13 protein-coding genes are annotated in these 21071 nt (G+C 31.6%); 11 read left to right on the top strand and 2 right to left on the bottom strand.

Annotation, left to right across the window (positions count from 1 at the left end; translation table 11 throughout):
• Positions 1 to 32 precede the first annotated feature (32 nt).
• The 11 genes from VJY38_RS04745 (at position 33) to amrB (ending at position 19192) form a co-directional block, all read left to right on the top strand.
• Positions 33 to 3122, top strand: coding sequence for a fibronectin type III domain-containing protein (locus tag VJY38_RS04745; RefSeq protein ID WP_353679521.1), 3090 nt, complete (start codon positions 33 to 35; stop codon positions 3120 to 3122).
• A 13-nt stretch (positions 3123 to 3135) separates the two neighbouring features.
• On the top strand, positions 3136 to 4179 hold the full coding sequence (locus tag VJY38_RS04740; RefSeq protein ID WP_353679520.1) for a PorV/PorQ family protein: 1044 nt from the start codon (positions 3136 to 3138) through the stop codon (positions 4177 to 4179).
• Between the two features lie 377 nt (positions 4180 to 4556).
• Positions 4557 to 5528, top strand: coding sequence for an ROK family protein (locus tag VJY38_RS04735; RefSeq protein WP_353679519.1), 972 nt, complete (start codon positions 4557 to 4559; stop codon positions 5526 to 5528).
• Positions 5521 to 7329, top strand: a complete 1809-nt coding sequence (locus VJY38_RS04730; protein ID WP_353679518.1) for a glycoside hydrolase family 3 protein — start codon at positions 5521 to 5523, stop codon at positions 7327 to 7329. The genes VJY38_RS04735 and VJY38_RS04730 overlap by 8 nt, the downstream gene beginning before the upstream one ends.
• A gap of 17 nt (positions 7330 to 7346) precedes the next feature.
• Positions 7347 to 9554 carry a beta-glucosidase BglX gene (bglX, locus tag VJY38_RS04725; protein WP_353679517.1) on the top strand — a complete coding sequence of 736 codons (2208 nt, stop codon included), beginning with the start codon at positions 7347 to 7349 and terminating at the stop codon, positions 9552 to 9554.
• A gap of 7 nt (positions 9555 to 9561) precedes the next feature.
• Positions 9562 to 10296, top strand: a complete 735-nt coding sequence (locus VJY38_RS04720) for a carboxylesterase family protein (RefSeq protein WP_353679516.1) — start codon at positions 9562 to 9564, stop codon at positions 10294 to 10296.
• A 48-nt stretch (positions 10297 to 10344) separates the two neighbouring features.
• Entirely contained in the window at positions 10345 to 11562 is a 1218-nt protein-coding gene (locus VJY38_RS04715) for a glycoside hydrolase family 5 protein (RefSeq protein WP_353679515.1), read from the top strand.
• A 24-nt stretch (positions 11563 to 11586) separates the two neighbouring features.
• A complete protein-coding gene (locus VJY38_RS04710) occupies positions 11587 to 14064 on the top strand; it encodes a glycoside hydrolase family 3 C-terminal domain-containing protein (protein ID WP_353679514.1) in 2478 nt (825 codons plus the stop codon).
• Between the two features lie 41 nt (positions 14065 to 14105).
• Positions 14106 to 15131 carry a glycoside hydrolase family 5 protein gene (locus VJY38_RS04705; protein ID WP_353679513.1) on the top strand — a complete coding sequence of 342 codons (1026 nt, stop codon included), beginning with the start codon at positions 14106 to 14108 and terminating at the stop codon, positions 15129 to 15131.
• 36 nt (positions 15132 to 15167) lie between these two features.
• Entirely contained in the window at positions 15168 to 18113 is a 2946-nt protein-coding gene (locus VJY38_RS04700) for a T9SS type A sorting domain-containing protein (RefSeq protein WP_353679512.1), read from the top strand.
• Between the two features lie 26 nt (positions 18114 to 18139).
• Positions 18140 to 19192, top strand: coding sequence for an AmmeMemoRadiSam system protein B (gene amrB / locus VJY38_RS04695; RefSeq protein ID WP_353679511.1), 1053 nt, complete (start codon positions 18140 to 18142; stop codon positions 19190 to 19192).
• 99 nt (positions 19193 to 19291) lie between these two features.
• On the opposite strand, the gene VJY38_RS04690 is transcribed toward amrB, so the two are convergent.
• Together VJY38_RS04690 and VJY38_RS04685 are read right to left on the bottom strand one after the other, a co-directional pair.
• Positions 19292 to 20545 (bottom strand): hypothetical protein, encoded by a 1254-nt coding sequence (locus VJY38_RS04690; protein ID WP_353679510.1) that lies wholly within the window; start codon positions 20543 to 20545, stop codon positions 19292 to 19294.
• 5 nt (positions 20546 to 20550) lie between these two features.
• Positions 20551 to 21000: a hypothetical protein gene (locus VJY38_RS04685; protein WP_353679509.1), complete on the bottom strand. Its 450-nt coding sequence runs from the start codon at positions 20998 to 21000 to the stop codon at positions 20551 to 20553.
• Positions 21001 to 21071 lie beyond the last annotated feature (71 nt).

Here is a 21071-nt window from a genome sequence, read left to right as displayed (position 1 = left end):
GAAAAATAGATTTTTAGAAAATGGAGAAGAGAATGAAGCGAAATATATTGATAATAGTTTTCTTTCTATTTAATGCGGGAATAATTTTTCCGCAAATTGATCCCCAGATTCTTAAATATAGAAATGAACCATACGGGGATAAAACATACAGAAAGAAAGGGATAATGGATGGAAATTTAATTAGAACAATTTTTAGAAATGATGGTCAGGTAGGTAGCTGGCCAGATAGACCTTCTGGTGAATGGCCTAAAGGTACGGGTCATAATTATATTGATGGTGTTACTCCTTTAATTAGTTCTGCTGTAATTGCTCCAGGAAATGGTCAGTTAATTCATCCATGTCAAACATCTTATCGCGAAGAAGTAGATTTTGATCCTGTTACAAACGAATTGTGGGTTATGGAACCTGTACCAGGTTATGCAGCTCCTAATTCTGAAGAACCAGCAATTAGCACTAAACCATATTCCTGGCCAGAAAAATGGCCTCGTGCTCTTCCAAATATAGATGCTAACTGGGATGGTTACTGGTATGGCTACTTCGGTCGCGGTGTTCAAAATGCAGATTTTGAGACTTTCTATGTAATGGACGATTCTAAAGATAAAGAATTTACAAGACAACCATATAATTATTTCCCAATTGCTTCAGACCATAATCGCGGTGGCTTGGGTTTAAGAGTTGAAGTACGTGGTTTTCAATGGTCTCATGTTCTTGCAGAAGATATTATCTTCTGGCACTTCGATATTGTTAATCTCTCTGATTACGATTATGATACTACATACTTTGGATTTTATTGCGATACAGGTGTTGGCGGTGTTGATGATAATGGTGATGACTGTGCATCGTATGATACAAAACTTGATATCGCTTATGGATTTGATAATGATGGTAAAGCACCACCAGATAACTGGAAAGTTGGTTATGTAGGTTATGCATATCTTGAAAGTCCAGGTAATCCTTGGAATAATTTCGATGATGATGAAGATGGATTAATTGATGAAAGAAGAGATGATGGAATTGATAACGATGGCGATTGGGTTTCTTTTATTGATCTTAATTCAAATGGTGTGTGGGATGTTGGTGAACCTTTAAACGATGATTTAGGACAGGATGGTGTTGGTCCCTGGGATCCTCAATATAAAGGACCGGATACTGGCGAAGGTGATGGTGTACCCACAGATGGCGAACCAAATTTCGATAAAACAGATAAAGATGAATCTGACCAGATTGGTTTAACAAGTCTTTCAATTTATAGATTAGCTGGTAAAGGACCAACAGATGGCTGGCCTAAAAACGATGAAGTTATGTGGCGTAAAATGAGTTATGGTAATTTTGATACTTTACTTCAAAATTCTAACATAAGCATAGTTTTTGGCTCGGGACCTTTCCCTCTAAAATTAAATCGACGCGAAAGATTTTCTATGGCTCTTGTTTTTGGAAGCGATAAAGAAGATATGATCTTTAATAAAGAAACTGTTCAACAAATTTATAATGCTAATTATAATTTCTCTAAACCACCTTATAAACCTACACTTACTGCAGTGGCAGGCGATAGAAAAGTATTTCTTTACTGGGATAGAAAAGCAGAAGAATCTCGTGATCCATTTCTTGGATATGAAGATGGTGATCCGCGTAAAGGTTACAAAAAAGATTTTGAAGGTTACTTGATTTATAGAAGTCAGGAACCAGAATTTAATGATATTAAAGTAATTACTGATTCTAAAGGTGAACCAAAATACTGGAAACCAATTGCTCAATTCGACTTGAAAGATGGAATTAAAGGTCCAGACCCTGTTGGAATTAATGGTGCTCATTTCTGGAGAGGTGATGATACAGGATTACAACATTCATATGTTGATACTAATGTAGTGAATGGACAAAAATATTATTATGCAGTTGTAGCTTACGATAAAGGAGATCCAAACTTTGGGACTAAAGGATTGATTCCTTCTGAGACAACTAAAATTATTACAGAAAATTTAGTAGGTGCTCTGCAATTTATAGATATTAACTGTGCAGTAGTTGTACCGAATGCTCCTGCTGCTGGTTATGTTCCACCTCAAATTGAAGGGGACTTAAGTAAACCTTCTTCGGGAGTGGGTACTGGAAAAATTTCTGTTGAAATTCTTAATCCAAATATTATTACCGAAGGTACTGAGTATAAAGTTGTTTTCAAATCCTCTGGAGATGAATATAACTATAAAACAACTGCTTATTCTATTCTTAAAATTTCAGGAGACAGAGTTGATACATTAATTGCAAATGTTGATTCTTCAAATATTGGTCAGGGAAAATATAGTCCACCATTTGATGGATTAACAGTATCTGTTATAAATGATAATAATATACAATATCAACCTGAAAAATCTGGTTGGTTAGTTGGTAAAAGTAATGTCGTTATGCTTGTAACTCCCGATAAAAGTTCTCCTGCAAGAAATATTGCCTGGCCAGCCGATTATATGATAGAATGGCTAAATGCTCCAACAGAAATTACTCCGTTTACAAAAATAAGTGTTCCTTTTAAGGTTCATAATTTAACAAGAGGTGATGTTGTAAAAGCCGAAGTATTTGATAACAATAGCAATAAAAAATTTGATTTAGGGGATGATATTGTAATCATTGAATATGTTGGAGCTGCTTATAAGTTAACATGGAGAATTACATATTCTGCTCCTGCAGGCGTTGATGTAATTGAGCCAAGTGCAGGCGATAAATTTGTAATTTCAATTTCAAAGCCATTTAAAACTGGTGATTATTTTTCATTTAAAACAAAAGCAGCCACTGTTGATAAATCACTTGCAAATTCTCAGCTAAGTAAAATTCAAGTTGTACCAAATCCTTACATAAGTGCTAACATATGGGAAAGAAGAAATCTTAATCAAACAGGAAGAGGAGAACGAAGAATAGATTTCATTCATTTACCTGCAGAATGCACTATTAGAATTTATACCGTAAGTGGTGCACTTGTAAAAACCCTTTATAAAAATTCAGGTCCAGAAGATGGTTCACTTTCCTGGAATTTGATTTCCGAGGATGGTATGGAGATAGCTTATGGATTATATATTTATCATGTGGATGCACCTGGAATTGGTGAGTATATTGGCAAATTTGCGGTAATTAAATAGGTGGAGAAAAGATATGAAAAAGAATATAAAATTAATTTCGTGTTTAATAATTCTACTTTTCTTTGCAGATTTTATAATAATAAATGGGCAGAGATTTGTATCAAATGTTTCTAAAAGAGGAACAAGTGCTGCACCATTTCTTTCAATAAGTCAGGGAGCTAGAGCATCTGGAATGGGAAGTGCATTTGTTGCTCTGGCCGATGATCAAAGTGCAATTTACTGGAATCCTGCTGGACTTGCTAAATTACCCGGTGTTGGTATTCTATTCGATCATACAAGATGGATTGCAGATATCAATTACAATTTCTTCGCAGCTTCTTATAACCTTGGAAATTTTGGTACAGTTGGAGTAAGCTTTATTACTTCAGCTATGGATGAAATGAAAGTAACTACGATTGAAGAACCTGAAGGAACAGGAGAAACTTTTAGTGTTTCTGATGCGATGTTTAGTCTTGCTTATGCAATTAATCTTACAGATAACTTTGCAATTGGTTTTAATCCAAAATTTGTAATGCAAAAAATTTGGAAGATGACAGCAACTGCAATCGCAATTGATATGGGCGTTCAATATGTTACTCCATTCGATGGAGCAATTTTAGCAATGTCAATTTCAAATTTTGGTACTAAAATGAAGTTAGATGGAAATACTGCGCTTGTACTTGTTGATCTTGATCCATATAGTACTGGCAATAATGGACAAATTCCTGCTTATCTTCAAACTGAAGGATGGGAATTACCTTTAAACTTCAGAGTTGGTATAGCATATAAACCAATTGATTCTCAAATGCATAAGCTTAATCTTGCTATTGATGCAATGCATCCAAGTGATAATTATGAAAGTGTAAATGCTGGTATTGAATACATTTTCAATGATATGTTTTCTTTAAGATGTGGTTATAAATCACTTTTCCTAAAAGATTCTGAAGAATCACTAACTTTTGGATTTGGATTAAAACAATTATTTCTTGGTAATGTTGCTATAAAGGTTGATTATTCCTACGGTAGTTTTGGAAGATTAACTAATGTCCAAAAATTTTCACTCGGTATAACTTTCTAATTCAATACTCTTTTTAAAACAATTTATTAAAGAGGCAGAATTTTTTTCTGCCTCATTTTTTAATTAAGAATAATAAGTATTATTGTAATTTCTAAATTTTATTTCTATTAAATGAACTTAGTAGTAATAAGAGAAGATTAGACTTTTTTAAGTTTACATTAAAAGTGTTTTTTGTACACATAGAATTATTAATATGTCTTATTATTTTAATAACACTATTTATCAAAATAATAATCTTAAGTAGCTGATCTATCGTTTTAATTTTGTATCAATCATAAATTTTTCTGTTTTTAAATCATTGTTTATCCAATGTATAAAGGCATACTTTTTGCCTTAAAAGTTTGATTTAAAAACTGAAAATATTGCGGAGTAATCTAATGTCTAAAATTACTACAGTAGTAGGAATTGATATAGGTGGAACAAACACTGTATTTGGATTTATTGACAAACGTGGAAAATGTTATTATGAAAAATCAATTCCTACAAAAGCAGAAGAAAAAGCAGAGTTATTATTTCAAAGATTGTTTTTAGAAATAAATAAAGCACAAAAAAAATTAGAAAAAAAAATAGAAGTAGCTGGAATTGGTATTGGAGCTCCTAATGCAAATTATTACAAAGGCACAGTTGAAAACCCACCTAATTTAAAATGGGGAACGGTTGACATATTAAAACTAATTAAAAAACATACCACACTTCCTTCTGTAATAACAAATGATGCAAATGCAGCTGCTTTGGGTGAAATGTTATTCGGAACTGCAAAAGGAATGAAAAATTTTATTGTCATTACATTAGGTACAGGTTTGGGAAGTGGGATCGTTGTCGATGGCAAATTAGTTTATGGTGCGGATGGTTTTGCGGGAGAACTTGGTCATACAATTGTAGATCCAGATGGTCGTCAATGTGGATGCGGAAGAAAAGGTTGCCTTGAAACTTATGCATCGGCAAGTGGAATTAAAAGAACTGCTTTTGAATTAATGGCATCAACTTTAACTCCAAGCAGACTTAGAAAAATTCCTTTTGATAAATTATGCTCAAAAGATATTTATGATGCTGCACGTAAAGGTGATAAACTCGCTCTTGAATGTTTTGATATTACTGCACGTATTCTGGGTTATAAACTTGCAGATACTGTTGCTCACTTAAGTCCAGAAGCAATAATACTCTTTGGAGGCTTGGTCTCTGCAGGTGAATTATTAATTAAACCTGTTAAAAAGTATATGGAAGAAAATTTATTGAATATCTTTAAAAACAAAGTCAAAATCTTACCATCAGCTTTAATGGGAAAAAATGCAGCAGTATTAGGAGCTGCAGCTTTAATCTGGAACGAATTGGAGAAAAAGTATGAGTAAAAAAAATTTCTATCTCGTAATAATTTTTCTTGCATTACTTTCATGTAGAAATAGTACTATCAATTCTTTTGAAGAAGACAAATTAAAAGATATCAATAAAAGAGTTGATGAATTAATTTCTAAGATGACTATTGATGAAAAGATTGGACAGATGATTCAAGTAGATAGAAGTGCTGTAATAAATAATCCACAGGATATTAAAAATTATTATATAGGTTCAATCTTAAGTGGAGGTGGTTCTGCTCCAGCTACTAATACACCCGAAGCATGGGCAGATATGTATGATCAATTTCAATCATATGCACTTCAAACAAGATTGAAAATACCATTGATATATGGAATTGATGCTGTACATGGACATAATAATGTATATGGTGCTGTAATTTTTCCACACAATATTGGGTTGGGTTGTACCCGTAATCCAGAATTGGTGGAAAAAGTTGCAAGGGCTGCTGCCGAAGAAGTAGCTGCAACTGGAATAGATTGGACTTTTGCACCCTGCATTGCTGTTCCTCAAGATGAAAGATGGGGACGAACTTATGAAGGTTTTGGTGAAACTCCAGAATTGGCAGTTATGATGGCAGCACCAGCAGTTCGTGGATTTCAAACTGAAATTCTGGGAAGTAGTAACTCTTCAATACTTGCCTGTGCAAAACATTTTCTTGGTGATGGTGGAACTAAAGGTGGTAAAGATCAAGGAGATACACAACTTGATGAAGCAACAATTAGAAAAATTCATCTCCCTGGTTATATCTCTGCAATTAATGCTGGTGTTGGATCTATAATGGCTTCATACAGTAGCATCAACGGCTTGAAAATGCATGGAAGTAAGTATTGGCTTACAGATGTTCTAAAAGGTGAACTGAAATTTCAGGGTTTTATTGTTAGCGATTGGGGTGGAGTTGATCAATTGCCAGGTGATTATAAATCAAAACTCGAAACAGCAATTAATGCTGGTATTGATATGGTTATGTTACCTTATGATTATAAAAATTTTTTCATTACCATGAAACAACTCATTAATGAAAAAAGAATTCCTGTAAGTAGAATAGACGATGCTGTTCGAAGAATTCTGAAAGTAAAGTTTCAACTTGGTTTGTTTGAAAAACCTTATACAGATCGCTCACTTCTGTCAAAATTTGGAAGTCAGGAACACAGAATGATTGCAAGAGAAGCAGTAAGACAATCTTTAGTTTTATTGAAAAACGAAAATAAAATTTTACCATTATCTAAAAATGCAAAAAGAATTCTTGTTGCTGGAAAAGCTGCAAATGATCTTGGCATTCAATGTGGTGGATGGACAATCTCATGGCAGGGCTCATCGGGTAATATTACAATAGGAACAACTATCCTTGAAGCTATAAAGAAAGCTGTATCACCAAATACATTGGTTTCATATTCAGTTGATGGAAATGAAATTGATAATGCAGATGTAGCTATAGTTGTAATTGGAGAAGAACCTTATGCAGAAGGTCAGGGAGATCGCAGTGATCTAAATTTATCTACAAAAGATATAAACTTAATTACGAATATAAAATCAAAAGGGATTCCTGTAGTTGCAATTTTGATATCAGGAAGACCAATGATAATAACAAATCTTCTTGATTATTGTGATGCTTTTATAGCTGCATGGCTTCCAGGTTCAGAAGGAGATGGAATTGCAGATGTATTATTTGGTGATTATAAACCCACCGGAAAATTATCTCTTTCATGGCCAAAAAGTATGAATCAAGTACCAATTAACATTGGCGATGAAAATTATGACCCACTATTTCCATATGGATATGGACTAACATATTAAACACTAAAGAGGATGTAATGAAAATATTTTTATCCCTTATATTATTTTCTGTTGTTATTCACGCACAGGAAAAATCTTTAATTCCGAAAGTTGATTCTCTTCTTTCTTTAATGACGCTCGAAGAAAAAGTTGGTCAACTTGTTCAATATACTTCAGGGAGTGAGACAGGAACTAAAACTCTAAAACCTAAAGGTCACGAAGAATTAATTCGACAGGGAAAGATTGGTTCTTTTTTGAATATCTTTGGTGCAGAAGAGACAAAAAGATTACAGAAAATTGCAATCGAAGAATCAAGATTAAAAATTCCACTAATATTTGGACTCGATGTAATTCATGGATTTAAATCTACTTTTCCAGTTCCTATTGCCGAAGCAAGTTCATGGAATCCTGAATTGGTTGAATTTTCTGCAAGAATGCAGGCTATAGAAGCATCTTCTTCAGGGATTCACTGGACTTTCAGTCCAATGGTTGATATTGCAAGAGATCCACGATGGGGAAGAATTGTTGAAGGTAGTGGTGAAGATCCATATCTTGGTTCAGTAATGGCTGCTGCTCGTGTTAAAGGTTATCAAGGAAATGATTTATCTGCTGGAAATACAATTCTTGCATGTGCTAAACACTTTGCTGCATATGGTGCTGCCGAAGGTGGAAGAGATTATAATACTGTTGATATTTCAGAAAGAACTTTAAGAGAAATTTATTTGCGACCATTTAAAGCTGCAGTCGATGCTGGTGTGGGCTCTCTTATGGCTTCGTTTAATGAACTCGGTGGAATTACTTCTTCGGCTAATAAATTTTTATTAACTCAAATTTTACGAGATGAATGGAACTCCGATGCTTTTGTTGTTAGCGATTGGAATTCTATTGGTGAACTTGTGATTCATGGATTGGCTAAGGATTTGAAAGAATCAGCATATCGTGCTATTAATGCTACAGTTGATATGGATATGGAAGGCAATGCATATTTCAATCATTTAGTTGAACTTGTTAATGAAGGAAAAGTAGATTTAAAATTAGTAGATGATGCTGTTAGAAGAGTTTTGCTTGCAAAGTTTAAGCTGGGCCTATTTGATAATCCATATAAATATTGTAATTCAGAAAGAGAAAAAAATACTGTGCTCAGTAAAGAAATGATTGATGCTACTAAAAAAGTAGCTCTCGAATCAATTGTGTTATTGAAAAATCAAAATAATCTTTTGCCATTAAATAAAAATATAAAATCAATTGCAGTTGTTGGTCCACTTGCAAATTCAAAAGATGATCCACTTGGTCCATGGGCTCAAGATGGTAAACCAGAAAATGTTGTTACTGTTCTTGAAGGAATTAAAAATAAACTTGGTAATAATGTAAAAATAAATTTTGCAGAAGGTTGTTCAGTGAAGGGCAATGATAAAAGTGGTTTTACCAAAGCAATGGAATCAGTAAAGAATTCTGAAGTTGCTATTGTAGTTCTCGGTGAATCTCGAGATATGAGTGGCGAAGCTCAATCACGTGCAACACTTGATTTACCCGGTGTTCAGGAAGATCTAATTAAAGAACTTCATAAGACTGGTAAACCAATAGTAGTTGTTTTGATGAATGGTAGACCACTTACAATTAATTGGATTAATGAGAATATTCCTGCTATTCTTGAAACATGGTATTTAGGTATTCAAGCTGGAAATGCAATAGCCGATGTTTTATTTGGTGACTATAATCCAGGTGGTAAACTTCCGGTTACTTTTCCAAAACATGTTGGACAGATTCCTTATTACTACAATCATAAAAACACAGGAAGACCATACAATCCTTCTAATCCAAGATATACTTCTTTTTATAATGATTTTTCTAATGAACCATTATATCCTTTTGGTTATGGATTGAGTTATACAACATTTGAATATTCTAACTTATCTATTGATAAAAAACAAATTAGAATGAATGAGTCAATTAAAATAAGCGTTGATGTAAAAAACACTGGCAAGTATGAAGGAGCCGAAGTTGTTCAGCTCTACATAAGAGATCTTGTTGGTAGTGTTACAAGACCTGTAAAAGAATTAAAAGATTTTGTGAAAATTAATCTTAAACCCGGTGAGACTAAAAGAGTTGAATTTACATTGACCACAGATAAATTGAAATTCTATGATATCAATATGAATTATGTTGTAGAACCAGGTGATTTTAAAGTTTTCGTAGGAAAAAATTCTGTTGAGCTACTTGAAGAATCATTTACATTAATAGATTGAGGCATTAATGGAAAAATTTATAGCTATCTTATTTTCATTAATCTTTGCATTTGCATGCTCATCACAAATGGTTGTAAAAAACAAATCTGATGGACAAACACAGCACTCACTTAAAACAGAGTTCCGAAAAATTGTTAATATTAATTATCTACTTTATTTACCTGATGATTATGATTCTAAAGATAAAGTTCCTTTACTTCTTTTTCTTCATGGTGCTGGAGAACGAGGTAACGATTTACAGCTTGTAAAAAAACATGGACCACCTAAATTAATTGACGAAGGTAAAAAATTTCCTTTTATGGTTGTTAGTCCTCAATGCCCTTTAAATCAAAGATGGGATACAGACGATTTAATTGCTCTTCTTGATTACATTGTCAATAACTATAAAGTTGATAAGAATAGGATTTATGTTACAGGTTTAAGCATGGGTGGAAATGGTACATGGAGATTGGCTGCAAAAATTCCAGAAAGACTTGCTGCTATAATACCAATTTGTGGCTGGGGTGATTTATTCGAAGTTTGCATGATTGGAAAATTGCCAGTATGGGCTTTTCACGGAGCTAAAGATCCAGTAGTTCCAGTTAAGGCATCCGAAGATTTAGTTGAAAGATTAAAAGCATGTGGTGGTAATGCAAAATTAACAATTTATCCCGATGCTGAACACGATGCGTGGACAGAGACTTATAATAATCCCGAAATTTATGAATGGCTTTTAAAACAATCACTTGAAGATAGAAAGTAAAATATATAATGCTTTAATTTAATCTGGATTTATTGTGAGAGATTTTAAATGAAATTATATAGGTTGATTTATTTACTATTAATGATTGTATTTAATACTCATGTTCAATCACAAAATTTTGTAAGAGTAGAAGGTAAAAATTTTGTTGATAACAATGGTAACGAAATTTTACTTAAAGGAATTAATCTTGGTAACTGGCTTAACTCTGAAGGTTATATGTTTCATTTTAAAAATGTGAATTCTTATAGATTGATTGATGAAGTAATTAAAGAACTAATTGGACCTGAAGAAACAAAAAAATTCTGGAAATCATTTCGTGATAATTACATAACACGTGAAGATATCGCGTTTATTAAAAATTCTGGATTTAATCATATTAGAGTTCCATTCAACTTCAAATTATTTTTAATTGAAGATGAACCAGATCTTTTTCTTGAAGAAGGGTTTAAAAGATTAGATGATGTAATTTCCTGGTGTAAGGAATTTGGTTTATATGTAATTCTTGATATGCATGCTGCACCTGGTGGACAAACAGGTGATAATATTGATGATAGCTGGGGATATCCATTTTTATTTGAAAGCCATGAAGCTCAGAGAGCAACAATAAATCTCTGGAAGAAAATTGCCGAAAGATATAAAGATGAAACAATTGTTATAGGATATGATTTATTAAACGAACCAATTCCTCATTTCCTGGAGAATAAAGAAGAATTGAATAAACTATTAGAACCATTATATAAAAAAATTACAGAGACGATTCGTTCTGTAGATAAAAATCATATTATCTTTTTGGGCGGAGCTCAATGGAATACAAACTTCCAAGTATTTGGTGAACCATTTGATTCAAATCTTGCATATACTTTTCATAAATACTGGATGCCTGTAGAACAAAAGCAGATTCAAGAATATATCGATTTTAGAGATAAATATGATGTACCCATCTGGCTGGGAGAATCTGGTGAGAATGATAATGACTGGATAAAATCATTTAGAGAACTACTTGAAAAAAATAATATTGGCTGGTGTTTCTGGCCATACAAAAAAATGGAATCTACACGAGGTGTTGTATCTTTTACAAAAACAAAAGAGTGGGATGAGATAATAAAATATGCAGAAGGCTCAAGAAAAAATTTCGAAGAAATAAGAAAAAATAAACCTCCAAAAGAAATTGTAAAAAAAGCTTTGAATGATTTACTGGAAAATATAAAATTTAAGAATTGTACGATTAATGCCGATTACTTGAAAGCTCTGGGATTAATAAATTGAAGTAAAGTTATTATTGGAGGGTATATGAAATACTTTTTAATTTTATTAATGGTATCAAGTATGATAGCTCAAACAAAACTGTCTTATCAGGATGTAAATCAACCAATTGAAAAGCGTGTAGAAGATTTACTTTCACGAATGACCCTGGATGAAAAAATTGATTTACTTGGCGGTACTGGTTTTGCAACCAAACCTATCCCTCGTCTCGGTATTCCAGAATTAAGAATGACAGATGGTCCAGTAGGAGTAAGATGGGGGGCTTCTACTGCATTTCCATCTTCTATCGCAATGGCTGCAACCTGGGATCCAGAGCTAATTAGTGGTATTGGTAGTGCAATTGCAAGAGAAGTCAAAGGGAAAGGACGCCATGTAATTTTAGGTCCATGTGTAAATATTGCACGATTACCAATGTGGGGAAGAAATTTTGAAGGTTTTGGTGAAGATCCATTTCTTGCATCACGTATGACAGTTGAATATATCAAAGGTGTTCAGAAAGAAGGCGTGGCTGCTACTGTAAAACATTTTGCTGCAAATAATCAAGAACATGAAAGAATGTTTGTTGATGTTTTAGTAAGTGAAAGAGCATTGAATGAAATTTATTTTCCAGCATTTAAAGCTGCAGTAACCGAAGCAGATGTTTTATGTGTAATGAGTGCTTACAATAAAGTTAATCAATATTTCTCAAGTGAAAATAATTATCTTTTGATCGATAAATTGAAAAAAGAATGGGGATTTAAAGGATTGGTAATGAGTGATTGGGGTGCAGTTCATTCATCACTTCCTACTGCCAAAGGTGGATGCGATTTAGAAATGCCAACTGGAATTTTCATGAATAAAGAAAATCTATTACCAGCAATAGAATCAGGTGAATTATCAATTGATAAGATCGATGAAAAGGTAAGAAGAATTTTAAAAGTGATATTCAAACTTGGCTTATTTGATACACCTGAATGGAAAGAGAATCCCGCACTTGTTAATAGTGCTGAAAATAGAAAAATAGCATACGAAACTGCACTGGCATCAATTGTTTTATTAAAAAATGATAATGGTCTTTTACCATTAAATAAAAATAAACTAAAATCAATTGCTGTTATTGGTCCTTCTGCTGAAATACCAAGAACAAGTGGTGGTGGAAGTGCTTATGTTACTCCAATTAATCCTGTTTCCCCACTTACAGCATTAAAAAATAAATTACCCAAAAACATAAAAATAAATTATGCACCAGGAGTTATACTTCCTGGAGACGCAAAAGCAATTCCAGAAGAGTTTTTATTTACAGATGAAACTCAAAAAACTAATGGTGTAAATGCTGAATATTTTGATAATATTGATTTATCTGGAGAACCCAAAGTTAGAAGAATCGATAAAAATATTTCTTTCATTTGGAGTGATAATAAACCTGTAGAAGGAATAGGCAATAATTATTTTTCAATAAGATGGACTGGTTATCTCAAAGCTCCTGAAAGTGGAGAATTTATAATTAATACTTCAACAGATGATGGTGTAAGATTGTGGTTTAATGATGAATTAATTATAGATGATTGGACAGACCATGCTGTAATGACTATTTCGAGAAAAGTAAACCTTGAGAAAAATAAACTTTACAAAATTAAAATGGAATTTTATGAAAAGACCGGTAATGCTGCTGCTATTTTAGGCTGGCAAACTCCATCAGAGAATTTAATGAAAGAGGCTATTAATATTGCTAAACAATCAGATGTGGTTTTGTTATTTGTAGGGACATCAGATAAAATAGAAACAGAAGGAATGGATAGACCCGATTTAATTTTGCCAGGCGAACAGGAAGAATTAATACAAAAAATTTCAGAAGTTAATAGAAAAACAATTGTTATTTTAACAAGTGGTGCTCCAATTTTAATGGATAAATGGATTAACCAAGTTAATTCTGTAATCGAAATGTGGTTTGCTGGTACAGAAGGAGGTAATGCTATTGTTGATGTTTTATTTGGTAACTATAATCCATCTGGGAAATTACCAGTTACTTTTCCAAAGAGATGGGAAGATTGCTCTGCCTTCGATTCTTATAAAAAATATCCTGCAAGAACTTATTACACAGATGATATTTATGTAGGTTATCGTCATTTTGATAAAAATAATATTGAACCATTATTTCCATTTGGTTTTGGATTATCTTATACTACTTTTGAATATTCAAATATTATGGTTGAAGATAAAGGGGATAAATTTCAAGTAACTATCGATTTGAAAAATACAGGTACACTCGAAGGAGCAGAAGTTGTTCAACTTTATGTAAGTCAAAAAAATCCGAAGGTTGATAGACCTTTTAAAGAATTAAAAGCCTTTAAAAAAGTTTTTCTAAAACCTGGTGAAACTCAAAAAGTTTCTTTGGAACTTAAAAAAGAATCTCTGTCATACTATAATGAAAAATCTCGATCATGGCAGCTTGATAAAGATGATTATGAAATTTTAGTTGGAAGTTCTTCAAGAGATATTAAATTAAAATATTCAGTTTCTTTATAAATTAAATCCCTGCAGATTTAAAATCTGCAGGGTATAACAATATGATAACAATTAAAACTCATCAAATTATTTTTTTAGCTATTATAATTTTTGCCTTATCGTGTAATAACGATAGTGAAATAGTTTCCTCAGACTCTACACCCAAAACAGTAGTTGAATTATATGGTAATCTTCAGGTTAAGGGGAATAAAATTTATTGTAAAGATGATAGCGTTGTTGTTTTGCGGGGAATGAGTTTATTCTGGAGTCAATGGGGTGGACATTTTTATAATGAAAATGTAATTAAATGGTTAAGAGATGATTGGAAATGTACAATAGTTCGTGCTGCTATTGGAGTTGAAAGCGGTGGTTATTTAAATAATCCTCAACTTGAATTACAAAAAGCTGAGACTGTAATTAATGCTGCTATTAAATATGGCATTTATGTTATAGTTGATTGGCACGATCATAATGCACAAAATCACAAAGAGCAAGCAAAGGAATTCTTTAAAACTATTGCACAAAAATATGGCGATAAACCCAATTTAATTTATGAAATATTTAATGAACCACTTCAGGTATCGTGGACAAATGTAATTAAACCTTATGCAGAAGAAGTAATTAAAACAATTCGCCAGTATGATCCCGACAATTTAATTGTTGTAGGAACTCCCACCTGGTCACAGGATGTGGATGTTGCGGCAAATAATCCAATCAATGATAACAATGTTGCTTATGCTCTGCATTTTTATTCCAGTACACATAAACAATTTTTAAGGAATAAAGCAACAATAGCATTAAATAAAGGGATTCCTTTATTTGTTACTGAATATGGAATTAGTGAAGCAAGTGGAAATGGAAATATTGATTTGAACGAAGCAAATATCTGGATGAATTTTATGGAGATGAATAAGCTATCAAATTGTAACTGGTCAATTATGGATAAGAATGAAAGTTCAGCAGCATTAAAACCAGGTGCAAATACTCAGGGAAACTGGAAAGAAGATGAATTAACTTTATCTGGTAAAACAATAAGAAGTTATATTATTTCAAAAAACACAATTATTTTTGAACAACTCAATAAGTAATGAACAAAAATTTATTTAATAAATTGTTGATTCGAAATGATTTGCAAAAAATTACTTTTATTTATTTTCTTACTTATAATCAATTTAAATGCACAAAATTTTACTGAATATTTTAATTTTTATCTTCCTTCAAGTGATACAAGTACTCAGAAATTTCTTCCACAGTTTCCAGTTAATCGAATTAATGATAATGAATTTGTTTCAATTGATTCAGAAGGAAAATTTTCAGTTGCTGGTAAAAGAATAAGATTCTGGGGAACGAACTTTGGTGCTGATAATGCTTTCCCGCCACGCGATAAAGCTGGTTTATTAGCTGGAAGACTTCGAAAGTTTGGTTTTAATCTGGTACGTATGCATCACTTAGATAATCCCTGGTCAAGAAGAAGTCTTGTTGGTAAAAGTGATACAAGAATGATTGATCCTGCTTATCTCGATACTCTCGAATATATAATAGCAAGATTAAAAGAAAATGGAATTTATGTTAATATGAATCTCCATGTGTCGAGAACTTTTAGAATTTTTGATGGTGTTGTTGATTATGATTCACTTCCAGAGTTTGGAAAAGGTGTAAATTTTTTTGATCCATATATAAAAAAATTACATAAAGAATATGCACAACAACTTTTAAAACATATAAATCCATATACAGGCAAACCACTTGTTGATGATCCTGTAATGGCAATGGTTGAAATTACTAATGAAAATTCTTTGTATAAATTCTGGAGAGATAATCAACTAAAACCAATATCAAAAGGTGGTGTGCTTCCTTATTATTATTCTAAAATGCTTGATAGTTTATGGAATGAATTTTTATTTGATAAATATAAATCAACTCAGAATTTACAGAATGCATGGAATAAAGGAATAATTCCATTTGGTCAAAATGAACAAATTAAAAATGGTGGATTTGAAAATCCCAATCCAAGAAATTACTGGGCATTGGAAGAACATAATGGAGCAGATGCAGATACAGCACGAGACAATTCTGTTGCATTTAAAGGAGCTTATAGTTTCAAAGTTTTTGTTAATAAAGCTACTGGTACAGATTGGCATATTCAATTCAAAATGCCATCTGCAACAATTATTAAAGATTCATCTTACACTCTTTCTTTTGCTGCACGTTCAGATTCTCTAAGAGAAATTAATGTGAGTATAATGAATGATAATAGTCCATGGAATTCTTATGGCTGGTATTCAATAAATTTGAATACAAACTGGCAAACATTTTCATTTAGTATTAAAGCTCCTGAAAATAATGCTGGACATACAAGACTCTCTTTCAGTTTAGGAAAAGAAACAGGAACATTCTGGTTTGATGAAATTAGTTTTACAAAAGCAGGTGTTATTGGATTAGAAGAGAATGAATCTCTCGAATTAAAAAATATCGCAAGGATTGATTATGCAAAATGTGTTCAGTATTCTGATCAGAGAGTAAAGGATATGTCCGAATTTTATATTACACTTGAAAGAAATTATTTCAAAGAAATGATATCGTATTTAAAAGATACACTGGGAGTTAAAGTACCAGTAGTTGGTACAAACTGGAATGTTGGTGCAGCAGATTTAGCTTCGATGTCGGATGCAGATTATGTTGATAATCATGCATACTGGGATCATCCTCAATTTCCTGGTGAACCCTGGTCATCTACAAACTGGTTAATCAATAATACTCCAATGGTAAAAGATGTTAATGGTGGAACAATACCTTATCTCTATGCAGGTGTCCCTATAGCAGGAAAACCTTTTACAGTAAGCGAATATAATCATCCATTCCCAAATCGTTATCAAGTAGAATCAATTTTATTTAGTGCTGGTTATTCATCTTTTAATGATGCAGATGCATTTATGTATTTCGATTACAGTGAAGCATTTGAATGGGAAAAAGATTTCATTGGCGGATTCTTTGGTATAAATAGAAATTCTGTATTAATGTCTTTCTTTCCCACAATTTCTTATGTTTTTAGAAATGGCTTGATTAAACCTTCTGCTAATCCAATTAAAATTAACTACACAATTGATACTTTATATGTACTTCCAAAGAACGATGCATCAAACTGGTATGGTCCTTCATTTTATGATAGAAAAATTTCTCTTGTTCACTCAATCAAAACCGAAAATTATTTTTCTACAAATACAACTGATTTTAAACAGCTTCCTCAAGTTGCAGGAAATTTATATAAAACAGATACCGATGAAATTGTGTGGAACATGAGTGATGGAACACTAACTATTGCCACTCAAAAATTTAATGGAATAACAGGATATCTTTCTAAATTAAAAGGGAAAAGAATTGGCGAGATGTATATTGAAGATATTTTATCTCAGGATGATTTTGCAACTTTAACATGGCTTTCGCTCGATAATTATAATCTCTCTTCATCTAAAAAATCTTTGATTACATTAGGGACAAAAATTCAAAATACTGAAATGATATGGAATGGAACTACAACTTTGAATAATAATTGGGGACATTCACCAACTCGAATTTATCCATTTAAAATAAAACTCGATTTGATGATTTATGCAGATTCAATCAAGATTTATCCACTTGATAATAAAGGAAAAGAGATTTCATCTCAAGCATTTGTTTTAAAACCATATACAATTAATCACTTTCTATTAAATTTAGATCAAACAGTTTATAAAACATTGTGGTTTGGAATTGAATGTTATGGTGAAGGAATAAGAACAGAGCTTAAAGAGAGTCGTGCTATTCCACAAGAATATAAACTTGAACAAAATTTTCCTAATCCATTTAATAGCAGTACTGTTATAAGATATCAAATTCCAGATGAGTCAAATGTTACAATTAAACTTTATGATGTGCTTGGTAGAGAGGTGCAAACACTTGTAAATGAATTTAAACCTGCAGGCTTTTATGAATATAAACTTAATGCAGAAAATATCACAAGCGGAATATATTTTTATACATTAAATGCTGGTAATCATATAACAACTAAAAAATTAATTTTGATGAAATAAAACTCAAGTTAAGATTAATTGTAAGTATGATTAAGAAAATAATAACATTTAGTTTATTGATTCTAAGTAATTCATTTGCTCAGGATTTACGTCCAGTTCGAGATAATATTGGATTTTGCTGGGATTACAATGAAATGAAAAATTTTATTTCTTATCTGGATAGTATTTATGAAAATCCAGAGTTTGAAAAAGAAAATCTTATTGCTGCAATTTCTGTTCACGATGATTATTTGTATGCTGGAAAAGTTTATTATCCTCTTTTTAAGTTAATAAATGCAAAAGAAGTAATAATATTTGGTGTTACTCATGGAACAGTTAGAAAGGAATTAAATCCTCCTACTGATGTTCTTATATTTGATGAGTATAAAGCATGGAAAGGAATTTATAATGATGTTAAGATATCGCCGCTTAGAGACATTATAAAATCAAAACTCAATAAAAAATATTTTGTAATTAATAACAAAGCACATGAAATTGAACATTCTATCGAAGCTCTAATTCCATTTCTTCAATTTTATAATCCTGAAGTAAAAATTACTCCAATTATGGTAACACAGATGTCAATGGAAAATGTAGAAAAAATTTCTCGTGATTTATCACTGATAATTTCAGATTATATAAAAACAAACAAACTTAAATTAGGTAAAGATATTTTTATTTTAATGTCGAATGATGCTAATCACTATGGAGAAGATTTTAATAATTCACCTTATGGATTAGATTTATCTGCACATCAAAAAGCAACCGAACAGGATAAAGAGATTATTAATAATTATCTTGTTGGAATATTAAACAAAACAAAAATACAGGGTCTGGCTTCGGAAATTATTCCTGATGATAAAAATGAAAAGGCTATTCCTTTATGGTGTGGAAGATATCCAATAATTTTTGGTTTAATAACTTTAATGAATATAAATGATCATCTTAATTTAGGAAGAATTAAGGGGAGATTGTTTAATTATTCAGATACATTTTCAGAAAAAGTTTTGCCATTCAAGAAATCGTCTATGGGTTTAACCGCTCCTTTTTCTTTGAAACACTGGGTAGGATTTTTTACGCTGGGTTTCTATCTTGAATAAAGATTGTTTTTATTTCAATTAAAAATGTCCTGTAAAAAATAAATCCCGCATGAACTTGTATATAAATTCAATGCGGGATTATCTGGAATTTATTTAAAACTATGCTTCTTCTTGTTGTTCTGGAATAACTTTTTGTTTGTTTCTTGTTTTAATGTAATAAGTGACTATCAATGCAACAATAACAATACCACCTGCTAAATAATAAATCCAGTAGAATTTTGAAGGTGGAGATAGCTTTTCTTTCCACAATGCTATTTTTGCTTCTATAGAATCTTTATTCTCTTCGGTCATCAAGTTATTTTCTATAAGAATTGGAATCCATACTGGTTGAACAGTCTTGAAATAAACACTATCTGTAAAAGTGTAAAATGTTTTTAAAGATTCATCTTTATTTTTTACTCCGAGATTTTTTATTTCATCATCAATAAATGCATAAATGCTATTTACAAATTGTTCACCAGATCGGAAAGGTAAAACAGCTAAATTTTTTTCTCTGAATAATTGATTTACCTGTGTCCATATTTCATCGTTTAATCTGGAGTTCCATTCGTAAAACATACCATCGATATTTGCTATTTGTGCAACTTTATCCTGTCTTGTTAAATATACATCACTTAATCTTGGACCAATTTGTTTCCATAATTTATTAAATTCTCTATACTGCTTTTTCATTTCACGTAAATCGTTTGGAGTCATTTGTGTTACCTTCATGAACTGAATATTATCCATTATAGTTCTTTCGATGTTATAAAATAAATTACGACTATCTACTTTTGTAATAATTGCCTGTTTTTCGGCTTCGTTTAATGATGCTGGGGTTTTCACAAATTCTGTTAATAAACTATCAATAATATCTCTTACAAGCATGTCCCTTTGTTGAATATTTGCTTTTAATTGTGCTATCAATCTTTTTAAAGAAGCAATTGTTGCAGCATCTTTTTTAACCTGTAAATTCAATGCTTTAATTTGAGCCAGTAGATTCTGGTTCTCTTCGCTTAATTCGGTTACTCGTGTTTTTAATTCTCCAATTTCAGTTCTTAATTCTGTTATTTGAGTAAAATCACCTTTTCGAATTTCAAGAGCACGTTCAAGTTTTTCAAAAGCACTTTCAAAATTATCTGGATATAATGCTTTGTCTAATAATTCTTTGTCTGCAATAAATTCATTTTTAAATTTTATTATACTTTCGCCAATAACGTTGCATTCTTCGAGTGATGATGCATCTTTAATTGCATCTTCGAGAATTTTGTATTGCTTTTTGAAATTTTGTGTTTTTTCAAAATCTGATTGTGCATTGCTTACAGAAAATATTAATAGAGCAATTATAAAAGTTGTTATAATACCTGTTTTCATACTTTTTACCTCACAATACCTTTATGATTCAGTAAAAATTTTTTTGAGTTATCAATTAATTCAATATAAGGTGCTTTTTGATTAAATGCAGGTTGATTTAAAGATTCTGTTTCAGAAATCTTAATTTTATTTATTAATTTCATTCCACCTTCTACCGGGAAAAATACATATACATTTTTGAAATTAGAAGCTGTAATAAAATAATAACCATCTTTATTTCTAATTATTCTAATTACTTTACCAAGTGCTAAATTAGAATCTTTATGCTCTTCATAAAAAATTCGTTTTACGTTTATTGAAAATGTGTAGCGATCTTCTTTAATAAATCCTTTTTCGTCTACTTTGAGTGCATTTTCTATAGGCCAGGAAAAATCTGCCGGCTGTAAAATAACAGCAGCACATCCAGAAAATATTAATGATATAAAAACAATTAAATAGTACTTTGCAAATCTCATTTTGTATTCTCCTTCCAAAATTCACTGCTTAAACTTAATGAATTAGAAACATATTTAGAAGTTAAAGTTTA

It is taken from the genome of Rosettibacter firmus, from assembly GCF_036860695.1.
In the GTDB taxonomy this organism is placed as follows: domain Bacteria; phylum Bacteroidota; class Ignavibacteria; order Ignavibacteriales; family Melioribacteraceae; genus Rosettibacter; species Rosettibacter firmus.
The sequence above is the reverse complement of the archived record's forward strand: the minus strand, read 5'-3'. Positions and strand labels throughout refer to the sequence as shown.